The following is a 12,656-nucleotide window of genomic DNA, read 5'->3' on the forward strand; positions in this document are numbered from 1 at the left end:
CCGCACTTTCTGCGGCGTTGCTTGGCCCAACGCATGCTGCTAACGGCCACACCCTTGCCGCAGTGGCGAAATGGGCCTGCGAATCCATGACGGGGCGCACGAATGAGTGATGCAACATCGGATACGGCTGACGGCCCGGCGTTTATCGATCCGGTCACAGCCTCCGCAACACCGGGGCATGGTGGCCATGGCTCGGGCAATATCGCGAAACTGGCGTTCGGCGCTGTCGGTGTCGTCTTCGGCGACATCGGTACCAGCCCGATCTACGCTTTCCGTGAAACGTTCGTCGGCCCGCACCCGCTGGCGATCGACGAACTGCACATCCTCGGCGTCGTCAGCCTGATTTTCTGGTCGATGACGCTGGTCGTCTCGGTCCAGTACGTCAGCATTCTCATGCGGGCGGACAACAAGGGGCAGGGCGGCAGCCTTGCGCTGGTCGCGCTGATTTCCGGCGTGCTCAAGAAACGCCGATACAGCGGCTTGATCGTCCTTCTCGGGGTTTTCGCGACATCGCTTTTCTACGGCGATTCGATGATTACGCCGGCAGTTTCGGTGCTGTCTGCGGTGGAAGGTCTGACCGTCGTCCAGTCCAGTCTCGCGCCGTTCGTGCTGCCGATCGCTCTGATACTGCTGATCGGCTTGTTCGTTCTGCAAAAGAGCGGGACGGCCAAGGTCGGTGCGCTGTTCGCGCCGGTGATGGTCATCTACTTCATCACGCTTGCCGTTCTCGGCATCTATCATCTGGTGCAGATGCCCGGCGTGCTGGTGGCACTCAATCCGTGGTACGCGATCCAGTTCTTCCTCACCGACAAGATGCTGGGCTTCCTCGCGCTTGGTTCGGTCGTGCTGGCCGTGACCGGCGCAGAGGCGCTCTATTCGGACATGGGGCACTTCGGGCGCGGTCCTATGCGGCTTTCCTGGTTCGGCTTCGTAATGCCGTGCCTGCTGATCAACTACTTCGGTCAGGCCGCCATGATTTTGGGGCTCGACGATGCCTCGGCGGCAGAGGCCATGGAGAACCCGTTCTTCAACCTTGCGCCGGACTCGCTGCGTCTGCCGCTCGTGATCCTTGCAACCTGCGCGACCTTCATCGCCAGTCAGGCGGTGATTTCGGGTGCATTCTCGATCACGCACCAGGCAATGCAGCTCGGTTTCATTCCGCGTCTTTCGACCCGGCACACCAGCGAGCATGAGGTCGGACAGATATACATTCCGTTCGTGAACTGGGCGCTGATGACGGGCGTGATCGTACTGGTTCTGGTGTTCCAGAACTCGTCGAACCTTGCGTCGGCCTACGGTATCGCGGTTACCGGTGCGATGCTGATCGACACCTGCCTGATGGCGGTGCTGCTGATCGGCTTGTGGCGATGGAAGATGTGGCTGGCCGTGCCTGTCATCCTGCTTTTCTTCATCGTCGACGGCGCCTACTTCGCCGCGAACGCGGCCAAGATCGCCGACGGCGGCTGGTTCCCGCTGCTGATCGGCGGCATTGCCTTCACGCTGCTGACGACCTGGAACAAGGGCCGCAAGCTCATGCGCGACCGCATGACCGAAGCCGCGCTGCCGCTGAACGTGTTTGCCAAGAGCGCGCATGGCAGTGCTGCCCGCGTTCCGGGTACCGCGATCTTCATGGCTTCCAGCAATATCGGCGTACCCTCGGCGCTGCTGCACAACATCAAGCACAACAAGGTCCTCCACGAGCGCGTCGTCGTGCTCACGATCGAAGTGCAGGACGTGCCCTATGTCGAACCGCGCGATCGGTATGAAGTCATCGATCTGGGGCAGGGCTTCTTCCGCATGACGCTGCGCTACGGCTTCATGGAAGAAACCGACGTGCCCCATGCGCTGGCCTATGCGCCGATGTGCGGGGCGCCGTTCGAGATGATGAAGACCAGCTTCTTCCTCTCGCGCCAGACGCTGGTCGCATCGGAGAAGCCGGGCATGGCGATCTGGCGCGAAAAGCTGTTTGCGTGGATGATGCGCAACGCGGCCAGCGCGATGGAATTCTTCCGCCTGCCGACCAACCGCGTGGTGGAATTGGGCAGCCAGCTGGAGATTTAGTCTCCGGCGGCTTCCATCACCGCCAGCGGGTTCAGGTACTCCGTGTGCTCGACGATCACGCCGTCGCGGAAGCGCACGAAGATCACGTAGCTGTTCCGGTATGGCTTGCCATTGGCCATAGTCGTTTCGGCCTGCGCGGTCGCCACGACCAGGTCTGGGTCTTCGGTGCGCAGGATCACCTTGTTCGAGAAAACGAGCGGTGCGCGGCCCTTCGCCGAACTCTGTAGCGCAGCCTGTGCAACTTCGCGCTCTGCGAACTCGTTGGGCAGACCCGGAGGCATGAACGGCAGGCGCAGGATGAAATCGTCCGCCACCGGGCCGCAATAGCCTTCGAAATCGCCCTGCGGCATATGGGCAAGCCAGTCTTCGACTTGCGCGACGATGTCATTCATCGCGGTGTTCTCCCGGTATTCTAAGCTAGACCCTCAGGCACCGGTCCATCGTGTCAGCCGTGCTTTGCAAAGGACAGCCGCCAGTTTGGAGCAAATCGGCGCATCGTTCGGGATTGGGCATCGGCTGCCGATAACCCTGCCGATCCGGGATCAATTGGTGCGGTCATGCACTGGGTATTGTGAAAGGAGTTCAGTGCCATGCCATTTCCCATCCGCACGCTGGTCCATGACTTCCGCTGGATACATTTGGCGGTCGGGCTGTCCGGCAACACGCTGTTTTTCGTCGGCAGTATCCTGTTCCTCCCGACGTTTGAGCCGTGGAAGACGCTGGCGGTATGGATGTTTATCGTCGGGTCCGCCCTGATGCTGCTGGGTTCGCTGGGCGAGCTGCTCAAGCAGACTTTGGCACCCAACGAATAGAGGGCTGCGCCGCCGCTTCAGTCGTGCGGCGGGTTCTCGATCAGCTCTTCCTTGGCCTCTTCGCCCATGCCGTGTTTCAGAACCATCGGCAGTTGCGAGAAGGTGAAGACGAACGACAGGACGGTGAAGCCCCAGAGCTTTGCCTGAAGCCAGGTCTCGAAGCTCACGGTATAGACCAGCGCGGTGTTGAGCACCGCGAGGAACAGGAAGAACCACGCCCAGTTGCGCGAGAGCTTCATCCAGCCTTCCTCGTTCAGACCCTCGAAAGCGGACTGGAGGAGGTACTTGAGCATCGCCTTGCCGCGCCACAGCCCGAAGAACAGCACGCCCGAGAACATCAGGTAGACGGCCGTGGGCTTGATGCGGATCCAGAAGTCGTTGTGGAAGATCACCGTCAGCGTGCCGAAACCGATAATCAGCACGGTTGTCAGCCACAGCATCGGCGAGACATGGCCGAGCCGCCATTTGGAGATGCCGAGCGCAACCAAGGTGGCGATCATAAAGGCAACAGTGCCCTTGATGACGGCGCCGACCGTCGCCAGCGAACTGCCTTCGCCGGACGGTGAATAGTATTTGTAAGCAAGGAAGAAGACCAGCAGCGGGCCGAAATCGACGATGAGATTGACCCACGAGCTCTTGGGCTTCTCGGGCTGCTCTGCCTGTTGGGTGTTGCTGTCGGTCATTACGCAATTCCGGCGATAACGCGGGCCAGAAGGTCCGGATTGAAGGGACGCAGGTCATCGATCTTTTCGCCGACGCCGATGGCGTGGATCGGCAGACCGTATTGCTCGGCCGCCGCGACCAGCACGCCGCCGCGCGCGGTGCCGTCGAGCTTGGTCATGATCAGGCCGGAAACGCCCGCCACTTCCTTGAATATCTCGATCTGCGAGAGCGCATTCTGACCATTGGTGGCATCGAGCACCAGCACCACGTCGTGCGGTGCCTCGGGATTGAGGCGGCCGAGGACGCGGCGGATCTTGGCCAGCTCGTCCATCAGTTCGCGCTTGTTCTGCAGGCGGCCGGCAGTGTCGACGATCAGCGCGTCGATGCCCTGATCGGTCGCCGACTTGACCGCATCGAACACGACCGAGGCCGGATCGCCGCCTTCGGGCCCCTTGACGATGGGAATGCTTAGCCGCTCGGCCCAGACGCCCAACTGGCCGATGGCCGCCGCGCGAAAGGTGTCGCCGGCAGCCAGCATCACCGCGTAGTCCTGTTCCTGGAACAGATGCGCGAGCTTGGCGATCGTCGTGGTCTTGCCCGATCCGTTGACGCCGATCACCAGAATGACCTGCGGACGCGGGAAGGCAACGACGTCGAGTGGCTTGGCAACGGGGCGCAGGATCTCGGCGATTTCGCGCGCGACCACTTCCATGATGGCGCGCTCGTCGACATCGCGCTCGAAACGTTCTTCGGCAAGGCGGTCCCGGATGCGGGCAGCGGCGCGCGGGCCGAGGTCGGACATGATCAGCGCGTCTTCGATATCGTCGAGCTGTCCGTCATCGAGGCGTGTCTTGCCGACGATTCCAGCGAGGTTGCCGGTCAGCCGTTCGGACGTCTTGCGAAAGCCGCCGAACAGGCGGTCGGACCATTCACCGCCGTCATTGCCGGGATCGGCAGCCTCGTTCTCGGGCGTGGGGCCCTCGGTACTCATGCTTCCAGTATTCCTTCGACTACCCTTGCGGGCGTAACGCGGATCAAAGCGCCGGGCTGCGTGCCGGCGGGCAGACGTACGGGCGCGAAAGTTTCCGCATGTCCGGCTCCGCCTTTCTCGGCCAGCACCCATAGCGGCTTGCCGGTTTGCGCGGCAAGCCAGTCTGCGCGCACTTGTGCCACCTTTGCCCGCAATTCCGCGGCGCGGGCCTTCACGATGGACGGATCGACCTGCGGCATGCGCGCGGCCGGCGTGCCCGGGCGCGGGGAGAAGGGGAAGACGTGTCCGTGGACGACTCCGGCCTGTTCGATGATCGAGAGGTTCGCTGCGTGGGCTTCCTCGTCTTCGGTCGGAAAGCCGGCGATCAGGTCGGCACCGACGGCGATTTCGGGGCGCCTGGTGCGAAGCCGCTCTACCAGTGAGAGCGCATCGGCGCGGCTGTGCCGGCGCTTCATGCGCTTGAGGATCAGATCGTGCCCGTGCTGCAGCGAAAGATGCACGTGCGGCATCATTCGCGCTTCACCGGCGAGAAGGCCGAACAGTGCATCGTCCACTTCCGCACCATCGATCGAGGAGAGGCGCAGCCGGGGCAGGGCTGGAAACTTTGCGAGGATCGCTTCACACAGCGCGCCGAGGTGCGGGCTCCCAGGCAGGTCTGCGCCCCAGGATGTCAGGTCGACGCCGGTAAGCACGATCTCGTTCACCGCGGCATCGAGGTGCACGGCGACATCCTGCAGTACTTCGGCAATCGAGTGCGAGCGGCTGGGCCCGCGGCCCTGCGGGATCACGCAGAAGGTGCAGGCATGGTCGCAGCCGTTCTGCACCTGAACGAAGCCGCGCGTATAGCCACGCCTTTCGCGAACAAGTGGCGCTATCGGCACGTTCCACGCGCGCGGATCGAGCTTGGCAGTGTTGGCCACGAGGCCGTCGACTTCCGGCATCGCGCCGAGCATTTCGCGTTCGACTTCCGCCGCACAGCCCGTGACGATCAGCCGCGCATCGGGGCGGGCGCGGCGCGCACGGCGGATCGCCTGGCGCGTCTGGCGCACGGCCTCGCTGGTTACCGCGCAGGAATTGACGACGACGAGGTCTTCGCTGCCGCCCAGCATGACGCGCATGGCCTCGCTCTCGGACAGGTTGAGGCGGCAGCCGAGCGAATGGACTTCGACAGTCAATCCGTGCTCCCGGCCGCAAGACCGTAGTCGGCGGGATCGAAGTTGCCGCGGAAGCTCTCGGTGGCGGGCCCCGTCATGACGATCTCGCCGTCCTCGCGCCATTCGATCTGGAGCGGGCCGCCAGGAAGGGTGACGGTCACCTTGCGGTCGACGAGGCCACGGGTCATCGCGCCGATCGCGGTGGCGCAGGCGCCGGTACCGCAGGCCCGGGTCAGGCCTGCACCGCGTTCCCAGACACGCAGGGTGATCGCATCGCGCGCCGTGATGCCGGCAACGTTGACGTTTACGCGCTCGGGAAAAACGGGGTCAGTCTCGATCAGCGGTCCGAGGCGCTCCATGTCGATGGCATAGGGATCGTCGACGAAGAAGATCACGTGCGGGTTGCCGACGTTGACCGCTACCGGGCTTGCGAGGCCTTCCCAGGCGAGCGGCATCGTGTGGGTATCCATGGCATAGGCCAGCGGGATCGCATCCCAATCGAACCGCGGCTTGCCCATCTCGACGGAAATTCCGCCATCGCAAGGGCTGGCGGATATCATGCCGCCCAGGGTCTCGATCCTTGCTGGCCGACCATGGAGCAGACCGACAGCGCGTGTCGCATTTCCGCAGGCCTCCACTTCGCTGCCATCGGCATTGAAGATGCGCATGCGAAAATCGCCGTGCTCGGAGGGCTCCAGCACAATAAGCTGGTCGCATCCGATGCCGGTATGGCGGTCTGCCAGCGCAGTCGCAAAGGCAGCATCAAGGGCCGGAAGGCGCTGCTTGCGTCCATCCAGCACGACGAAGTCGTTGCCGAGCCCGTGCATCTTGGTGAAGTCGATCCGCATGGCGCGCGATCTAGGTGTTGCCGGCGCCAAGGTCCAGAGGAATGCGGGCGATTGCGCGATCGACCGAAGGCGGTGTCAGGCGTTTCCGACGCGCTGCGGAGACTTGGCGGGCTCTTCCGTTTCGGAGCTTGCACCGGCTTCTGCCTTGGCAGCGTCGTCTGCCGTCATCGGCTTCTGGATCAGGAACGGCATGTCCGGCTGAGAAGGGCTGCCGAGCTGCGCCAGCCATTCGGTGATCTCCGCAGCCGGGCGCGGACGGCCGTAGTAGTAGCCCTGACCCTTGATGGAGCCGTACTGCATGAGGTGCTCGAGCACTTCGCCGGTCTCGATACCCTCGACGGTGACGGGAAGCTTGAGGCCCTGACCCAGCATCGCAATGGCGTGAACAATGGCGGCATTGTCCTTGTTCTCGATCAGGCTCGTCACGAAGCTGCGGTCGATCTTGATGCGGTCGAAAGGCAGGCTGCGCAATTGCGCGAGCGAGCTGTAGCCCGTGCCGAAATCGTCGAGGCTGATCTTGATGCCCTGATTCTTCAGGCTGGTGATCAGCGAACGGGCCTGCGCGATGTTCTGGTGCAGGCAGCTTTCGGTGATTTCAATCTCGAGCCGGTGCGGCGGGAAGTTCGCTTCCACCAGCAGGCGCAGCAGCTTTTGCGAGAACCACGGATCGCGAAGCTGCATAGGCGAGATGTTTACCGCCAGCGTCAGGCGGGAATCCCAGCCCTTGGCATCTTCCAGCGCTTGCCGGATCACGCTTTCCGACAGATCGCCGATGGCGCCGATGTCTTCGGCAACGGGAATAAAGATATCGGGAGACACGATGCCGAAATGCGGCGAGTTCCAGCGCGCGAGCATTTCGAAGCCGGTGAGTTCTCCGGTCTGCACATCGATCTGCTGTTCGTAGTAGGGCACGAACTCACCGCGCGGAATGCCCTGGCGGATGCCGCTTTCCAGTTCGGTGCGGAAGCGCATCTCGTCGGCCATCAGGCCTTCGAACCAGAAGAAGTCGTTCCGGCCTTGGCGCTTGGCGTGGTACATGGCGATATCCGCCATTTCGAGCATCGCATGGGCATCGGGGCGGTTGCCGTCGACGCCGGGCACGTCCGACCGCGCCATGCCGATCGAGGCTGTAACCTCAATGCTGATGGCGTTTATTTGCGTGCTCTCGCCAATCGCCTTCACGAGCGAGGATGCCGTCTGGTTGAGCGTGTCTGCGCGCGACTTGTCGAACACGAACGCGGCCGCGAATTCATCGCCGCCGATGCGTCCGAGCAGGGCGCTCTTGGGCAGGCTCTGGGAGATGCGCTGAGCGCACTCGCGCAGCAGCAAGTCGCCGGTGCTGTGCCCGTTGAAGTCGTTTACCTGCTTGAAGTTGTCGAGATCGATCATCATCAGCGCAACGGCCTGGCCGCTGGCCTCGGCGCTGTCGATCAGCCGGTCGACGCATTCGTTGAAGCTGCGCCGGTTGAGAAAACCGGTCAGCGGATCGGTTTCGGCCAGTTGCCGTGCCTGCCTCTCGGCCGCCTTGCGGAGCTGGATTTCCTCGCAGAGCTGGCGATAGCGGCTCCATCCGAAAATGATGATCGCGATATTGAGCAAGAAGGCGTTGAGCATGAAGTTGTCAGGGCCGGGACCCCGTTCCATCAGCGAGTCCATCACTGATGGGGCGACTTCACTGCCGGTTGCGACAAACAACAGGATCGCTGCGGTAACGATACCGAGCGCGACAACATCTACCTGGCGAGCGTTCTCGCCCGTTTCTTCTCCGGTTACAGTGTTACCGGATAATGTTGCCTTCACCCGAAAGCTCCCCTGGTCTGTCAGCCAAGGGGCATTTGTGAACGTCTACTCTGAAATTTCCGTTAAGCGGGGCCATATCCGCAGCTCTGCATTTGCCGGAATAGAGCCCCGCCCAGTTTATTTACCCTGTCAGGACTTGAGGCCGATCTCGCGCAGACGCTCCTGCAGATAGTCGTCCGCCGTGATCGATTCCGGATAGCGGTCCGGACTGTCGGCGCTGATACATTCGGGCAGCGTCACGAAGCGGAAGTCGCTGCGCAGGTGCAGGAAGAACGGCATCGAGTAGCGGCTGTAGGTCGCCCGGTCGCCGGTCGGATTGCGGACGCGGTGAGTCGTCGAGGGCAGCACATGATTGGTGAGGCGCTGCAGCATGTCGCCGATGTTGATGACCATCGCGCCTTCCGGCGGTGCGACCGAAAGCCATTTGCCGTTCTTTCCGAGGAGCTCAAGACCTGCCTCCTGCGCGCCCAGCAGCAGGGTGATGAGGTTGATGTCCTCATGGGCGCCTGCCCGGATGGCACCACCGGCACCTTCGCTCACCGGCGGGTAGTGCAGCAGCCGCATGACGGAGTTGCCGTCTTCGATGGCCGGATCGAACCAGCGGGCGTCGAGGCCCAGGTCGACGGCGATGGCGGAGAGGACTTCGGCGCCGGTCTTGTCGAACTGGTTGTAGAGTTCGGTAAAGGTCTCGCGGAAGCCGTCGATCTCTTCAGGCCAGACATTGGGGGGCATGGTCGCGGCAAGGGCGGAGCCCTCCGGAAGGTCGCGGCCGATGTGCCAGAATTCCTTGAGATCCTTCTCGGTGGCGCCTTTGGCCACTTCAGTGCGGAACGGCGTGTAGCCGCGTGCGCCGCCCTGACCGGAATTGAAATACTTCATCTTGGTTTCGACCGGCAGATCGAAGAACTGTTGTGTCAGGTCCCAGGCCCGGTCGATCAGGCCCTGATCGATGCCGTGATCGCGAATCATCGTGAATCCGAAGGTGCGAAAGCTCTCTCCGATCCGCGGGGCGAGCCGGTCCCGATCGGTCTCGAGGCTCAGGACGGGAATTTCAGCAAGTTCCATGGTGGTGGTGCAATCCGTTTTGAATCGTTTATGCGACCCCTTTAGGGATCTCGACCCATAATCGAAATGGAAAGGCGATGCATGTCTAAGCGCTACTGGCTGATGAAGTCTGAACCGGACGCGTACAGCTGGGACGATCTGGTGGAAGAGGGCGAAGGAACGTGGGACGGTGTGCGCAACCACCGGGCCGCCAACAACCTGCGAGCCATGCAGGTGGGCGATGAAGCTTTCTTCTACCATTCGAACATCGGCAAAGAGATTGTCGGGATTGCTACGATCAGCGAGGCGGGCCTGACCGATCCCAGCGATCCGGAAGGCAAGTGGGCGGCCGTGAAAGTGAAGCCCGTACGCAAGCTCGCAAATCCGGTTACGCTCAAGCAGATCAAGGCCGACCCGAAGCTGGCCGATATCGAACTGGTGAAACTGTCACGCCTTTCGGTCGCGGTGATCACGCCCGAGGAATGGAAGTACATCATTTCCATGGCGGAAGGCTGAGCCCGGCCCGATACGGGACGAGCGGATGTCCTGGCAGGGTGGGCGGCGGAACCGCCTTCGTTCGCCAGGCGTTCTCTTCATGAAAGCGGCAGATCTTTTCTGCCCTGCAATCATGGAGTGAAAATCATGGGTGAACTCAAGGACACCGTAAAGGGCCTCGGCAACGAAATCGCAGGCAACGCCAAGCAGGCCGTCGGCGAGGCCAGCAATGACAAGGACAAGAAGGCTGAAGGCAAGGCGCAGGAAGCCAAGGGCGAAGTCCAGCAGGGCATCGGCAAGGTGAAGGGCGCTTTGGGCGACAGGATCTGACCGCTCGCTTCCGCGCTATCCAGCGAATCATGGAAAGGCCGCCTTCGGGCGGCCTTTTTCGTGTAAACTGAGCGGTTTGAACGGCATGGAATTAGTGCGCTTTCCGCACACTCGTCCCGTTATGGGAAGCCGTTTTCGAGGCGCTTGGCAAAATCGTAAACAAATTCTTAAGACGTGCGTTATGAGAAAAATGACACGTCGCGCTCTCGTACTCTCACAGGAATCGGCCGGGCATCCCTTCCGTCGGTCGTTGCCACCCCATGTCTTTACCGAACCGCTCGGTGTCGATGCCGATGAAGAGGACGATAACGCACGTGCAGCCCGTCGTTGGCGCATGGCAGGGGGAGACTGGCGAGGGTTCCTCGCGGCTTACTGCGCAAGCTTCGTGGCGATCAGCATCTTCATCGCCTGACGGGCGACAGGCCGGTCAGGCGGTAACCGCCGACCGTTCCGCCCGAAACAGCAGGTAGCCGAGCCAGGCCGAAGCGCCGCAGCTCAAGGCGACCACCAGCAACTGCCGCACCACCGGAAGGCCGCTCAGCGTCATTGCTTCGGTCAGGACTGCGCCCAGAACCATCGCGCCGGAATTGACGATGTTGTTTGCCGCGACCGTGCGGGCGGTCTGCGACTTGTCGACGAATGTCGTCAGGAAGGCGTAGAGCGGAACCACGAACATACCGCCGCTGATGGCAATACCGAGCAGTGTCAGCAGCAGCGGGACAGCGAGAGGCTGAACCACGAAAGTGGCGACATCCATCAGTTCTTCGGGGCCGTTGTGCGGTGGCCAGATCGCGCAGACCTGCTGGAAGGCCACCAGGAAAACGCCCATCCCGATGACAGAGATCGGCGACCACTTCGCCGATACAGTCCCCTTGAGCATGGCATTGATGACCATCGATCCGATGGCCACACCGACCGAGAAGATCACGAGGAAAAGGCTCGCGACCTGCTTGCTGGCCATGAGGATGTTCTTGGCGAGTGGCGGGAACTGGATGAACAGCACGGTGCCGATCGCCCAGAAGAAGCTGATGGCGCAGATGGCCAGAAAGACGCGGCGATCCTTCATCGTTGTGCGCACAAGCGTCACTGACGAACGTATCACGTGGTAGTCCAGCGGTTCGACTTTTCCCAGCGGCGGCGCGGGCGGGACCTTGCTGCCGGCGAAAAAGCCGATCCCGGCAACCGCAACGACGGCGATGGCTGCCGCCTGCACGCTGATCCAGCCAGCAACGATGGTGCCTGCCAGAACCGCCAGATATGTACCGGCCTCGACCATGCCGGTGCCAGCCAGAACTTCTCCGCGCTCCAGATGCTGGGGCAGGATGGCGTACTTGATCGGCCCGAAGAAGGTCGAGTGGATGCCCATGGCGAACAGGGCTGCGAGCATCAGTGGAATGGCCATCGTATGCAGTGCGACACCCTGCCAGGCGAGCACGAGACCGGCTCCGCCGATCAGCATAATGGCGATTTCGCAGGCCTTGATGATGCGGATCAGCAGGGCCTTGTCGCGCATGTCCGCCAGCTGCCCGGCCAGCGCCGAGAGCAGGAAGAACGGAATGATGAAAATGGCCGAGGCCAGAGCGCTGAAGCGGGCTTCCTGTGCCTCGGAATTATAGACCTCGTACACGACGTAGAGGATCATCGCGTTCTTGAACAAATTGTCGTTGAACGCCCCGAGGAGCTGGGTGACGAACAGGGGAAGGAAGCGTCGCGCCCGTATCAGTTGGGTCGTGGTCATGTCGGGTTGTAACCGGCCTGCCTTTCGTTGCCGGGACACTTAATGCGGTGGGCAGGGGGCACAACCCCTGATCTGCACTTTATTCCATGCTCGCTTAGGGGCTATGGGCGGGCGGACATGCTGACCTTGCCCAACATCCTGACGCTATCGCGTATCCTCACCGTCCCGCTGCTGGCTTTCCTGCTGTGGTGGCCTGACTGGGAATTCGGCTACGGACTGGCCTTCGGGCTCTACTGCCTGATGGGGATCACCGACTATTTCGATGGTTATCTCGCGAGGTCGAGCGGCACCGTTTCAAAGCTCGGCGTTTTTCTCGACCCGATCGCCGACAAGATCATGGTCGCGGCCGTGATTCTGGTGCTGACCGCGCAAGGCATTCTGCGCGGCCCTTACGTGGGCGATATGCACGTGATTGCAGGGCTGGTCATCCTGATCCGAGAGATCGCCGTATCGGGTCTGCGCGAATTCCTTGGTCCGCTGCAGGTCTCCATGCCGGTAAGCAAACTCGCCAAGTGGAAGACGGCTTTCCAGATGATCTCTCTCGGCGCTCTGATACTCGGCGCGGCGATGCCCTGGTGGAACATGTTCGTGGGCAGCGTGGAGATCAACATTCCCCATACTGCTGGCCTTGCGACTCTTTGGGCAGCAGCGGCTCTCACGCTGATCACCGGTTGGGACTATCTGCGCGTCGGCCTCAAGCACATGGATTGAAGGCCAGGG

Annotated in this window: 14 protein-coding genes; 6 read left to right on the plus strand and 8 right to left on the minus strand. The window is 62.1% G+C overall.

Going from position 1 to position 12,656, the window contains the following annotated elements; genetic code table 11:
* Positions 1 to 102 precede the first annotated feature (102 nt).
* Entirely contained in the window at positions 103 to 2,061 is a 1,959-nt protein-coding gene (locus IEX64_RS07985) for a potassium transporter Kup (protein WP_188819125.1), read from the plus strand.
* Here IEX64_RS07985 and IEX64_RS07990 read toward each other — a convergent pair.
* Positions 2,058 to 2,453, minus strand: coding sequence for a nuclear transport factor 2 family protein (locus tag IEX64_RS07990; protein WP_188819126.1), 396 nt, complete (start codon positions 2,451 to 2,453; stop codon positions 2,058 to 2,060). The two genes, IEX64_RS07985 and IEX64_RS07990, sit on opposite strands and share 4 nt — an antisense overlap.
* Positions 2,454 to 2,651: 198 nt before the next feature.
* Here IEX64_RS07990 and IEX64_RS07995 point away from each other — a divergent pair, with 198 nt between their 5' ends.
* Positions 2,652 to 2,873, plus strand: a complete 222-nt coding sequence (locus IEX64_RS07995) for a YrhK family protein (protein WP_188819127.1) — start codon at positions 2,652 to 2,654, stop codon at positions 2,871 to 2,873.
* A gap of 17 nt (positions 2,874 to 2,890) precedes the next feature.
* Here the strand turns inward: IEX64_RS07995 and IEX64_RS08000 are convergent, their stop codons facing one another.
* The 6 genes from IEX64_RS08000 to IEX64_RS08025 form a co-directional block, all read right to left on the minus strand.
* A complete protein-coding gene (locus IEX64_RS08000) occupies positions 2,891 to 3,556 on the minus strand; it encodes an inner membrane-spanning protein YciB (RefSeq protein WP_188819128.1) in 666 nt (221 codons plus the stop codon).
* Positions 3,556 to 4,527, minus strand: coding sequence for a signal recognition particle-docking protein FtsY (gene ftsY, locus IEX64_RS08005; RefSeq protein WP_229710143.1), 972 nt, complete (start codon positions 4,525 to 4,527; stop codon positions 3,556 to 3,558). Before ftsY ends, IEX64_RS08000 begins: the two co-directional genes overlap by 1 nt.
* The gene (locus tag IEX64_RS08010; protein WP_229710144.1) at positions 4,524 to 5,702 is read right to left on the minus strand and encodes a MiaB/RimO family radical SAM methylthiotransferase; all 1,179 of its coding nucleotides are present in this window, start codon (positions 5,700 to 5,702) and stop codon (positions 4,524 to 4,526) included. The genes ftsY and IEX64_RS08010 overlap by 4 nt, the downstream gene beginning before the upstream one ends.
* Entirely contained in the window at positions 5,699 to 6,529 is an 831-nt protein-coding gene (dapF, locus tag IEX64_RS08015; protein WP_188819130.1) for a diaminopimelate epimerase, read from the minus strand. The genes IEX64_RS08010 and dapF overlap by 4 nt, the downstream gene beginning before the upstream one ends.
* A 75-nt stretch (positions 6,530 to 6,604) precedes the next feature.
* Positions 6,605 to 8,329: a putative bifunctional diguanylate cyclase/phosphodiesterase gene (locus IEX64_RS08020; protein WP_188819131.1), complete on the minus strand. Its 1,725-nt coding sequence runs from the start codon at positions 8,327 to 8,329 to the stop codon at positions 6,605 to 6,607.
* A gap of 129 nt (positions 8,330 to 8,458) precedes the next feature.
* On the minus strand, positions 8,459 to 9,394 hold the full coding sequence (locus IEX64_RS08025) for an isopenicillin N synthase family dioxygenase (RefSeq protein ID WP_188819132.1): 936 nt from the start codon (positions 9,392 to 9,394) through the stop codon (positions 8,459 to 8,461).
* Positions 9,395 to 9,475: 81 nt separating this feature from the next.
* Between IEX64_RS08025 and IEX64_RS08030 the strand changes: the two genes are divergently transcribed.
* The 3 genes from IEX64_RS08030 to IEX64_RS08040 all read left to right on the plus strand — a co-directional run bounded on the left by IEX64_RS08030 (position 9,476) and on the right by IEX64_RS08040 (position 10,610).
* Entirely contained in the window at positions 9,476 to 9,889 is a 414-nt protein-coding gene (locus IEX64_RS08030) for an EVE domain-containing protein (RefSeq protein ID WP_188819133.1), read from the plus strand.
* A 126-nt stretch (positions 9,890 to 10,015) separates the two neighbouring features.
* Positions 10,016 to 10,198 carry a CsbD family protein gene (locus IEX64_RS08035; protein ID WP_188819134.1) on the plus strand — a complete coding sequence of 61 codons (183 nt, stop codon included), beginning with the start codon at positions 10,016 to 10,018 and terminating at the stop codon, positions 10,196 to 10,198.
* A 190-nt stretch (positions 10,199 to 10,388) separates the two neighbouring features.
* Positions 10,389 to 10,610, plus strand: a complete 222-nt coding sequence (locus tag IEX64_RS08040; protein ID WP_229710145.1) for a hypothetical protein — start codon at positions 10,389 to 10,391, stop codon at positions 10,608 to 10,610.
* Positions 10,611 to 10,625: 15 nt separating this feature from the next.
* On the opposite strand, the gene IEX64_RS08045 is transcribed toward IEX64_RS08040, so the two are convergent.
* Positions 10,626 to 11,936 carry an MFS transporter gene (locus IEX64_RS08045; protein WP_188819136.1) on the minus strand — a complete coding sequence of 437 codons (1,311 nt, stop codon included), beginning with the start codon at positions 11,934 to 11,936 and terminating at the stop codon, positions 10,626 to 10,628.
* A 117-nt stretch (positions 11,937 to 12,053) separates the two neighbouring features.
* Between IEX64_RS08045 and pgsA the strand changes: the two genes are divergently transcribed.
* Positions 12,054 to 12,647, plus strand: coding sequence for a CDP-diacylglycerol--glycerol-3-phosphate 3-phosphatidyltransferase (gene pgsA / locus IEX64_RS08050; protein ID WP_188819137.1), 594 nt, complete (start codon positions 12,054 to 12,056; stop codon positions 12,645 to 12,647).
* Positions 12,648 to 12,656: the final 9 nt, after the last annotated feature.

The sequence above is a fragment of the Novosphingobium indicum genome (assembly GCF_014645195.1).
Classification (GTDB): domain Bacteria; phylum Pseudomonadota; class Alphaproteobacteria; order Sphingomonadales; family Sphingomonadaceae; genus Novosphingobium; species Novosphingobium indicum.

Bases quoted from the DNA above. Each gene is read 5' to 3' on its own strand.
- IEX64_RS07985 (WP_188819125.1), top strand. From the start codon at position 103: ATGAGTGATGCAACATCGGATACGGCTGACGGCCCGGCGTTTATCGAT.
- IEX64_RS07990 (WP_188819126.1), bottom strand. From the start codon at position 2,453: ATGAATGACATCGTCGCGCAAGTCGAAGACTGGCTTGCCCATATGCCG.
- IEX64_RS07995 (WP_188819127.1), top strand. From the start codon at position 2,652: ATGCCATTTCCCATCCGCACGCTGGTCCATGACTTCCGCTGGATACAT.
- IEX64_RS08000 (WP_188819128.1), bottom strand. From the start codon at position 3,556: ATGACCGACAGCAACACCCAACAGGCAGAGCAGCCCGAGAAGCCCAAG.
- ftsY (WP_229710143.1), bottom strand. From the start codon at position 4,527: ATGAGTACCGAGGGCCCCACGCCCGAGAACGAGGCTGCCGATCCCGGC.
- dapF (WP_188819130.1), bottom strand. From the start codon at position 6,529: ATGCGGATCGACTTCACCAAGATGCACGGGCTCGGCAACGACTTCGTC.
- IEX64_RS08025 (WP_188819132.1), bottom strand. From the start codon at position 9,394: ATGGAACTTGCTGAAATTCCCGTCCTGAGCCTCGAGACCGATCGGGAC.
- IEX64_RS08030 (WP_188819133.1), top strand. From the start codon at position 9,476: ATGTCTAAGCGCTACTGGCTGATGAAGTCTGAACCGGACGCGTACAGC.
- IEX64_RS08035 (WP_188819134.1), top strand. From the start codon at position 10,016: ATGGGTGAACTCAAGGACACCGTAAAGGGCCTCGGCAACGAAATCGCA.
- IEX64_RS08040 (WP_229710145.1), top strand. From the start codon at position 10,389: ATGACACGTCGCGCTCTCGTACTCTCACAGGAATCGGCCGGGCATCCC.
- IEX64_RS08045 (WP_188819136.1), bottom strand. From the start codon at position 11,936: ATGACCACGACCCAACTGATACGGGCGCGACGCTTCCTTCCCCTGTTC.
- pgsA (WP_188819137.1), top strand. From the start codon at position 12,054: ATGCTGACCTTGCCCAACATCCTGACGCTATCGCGTATCCTCACCGTC.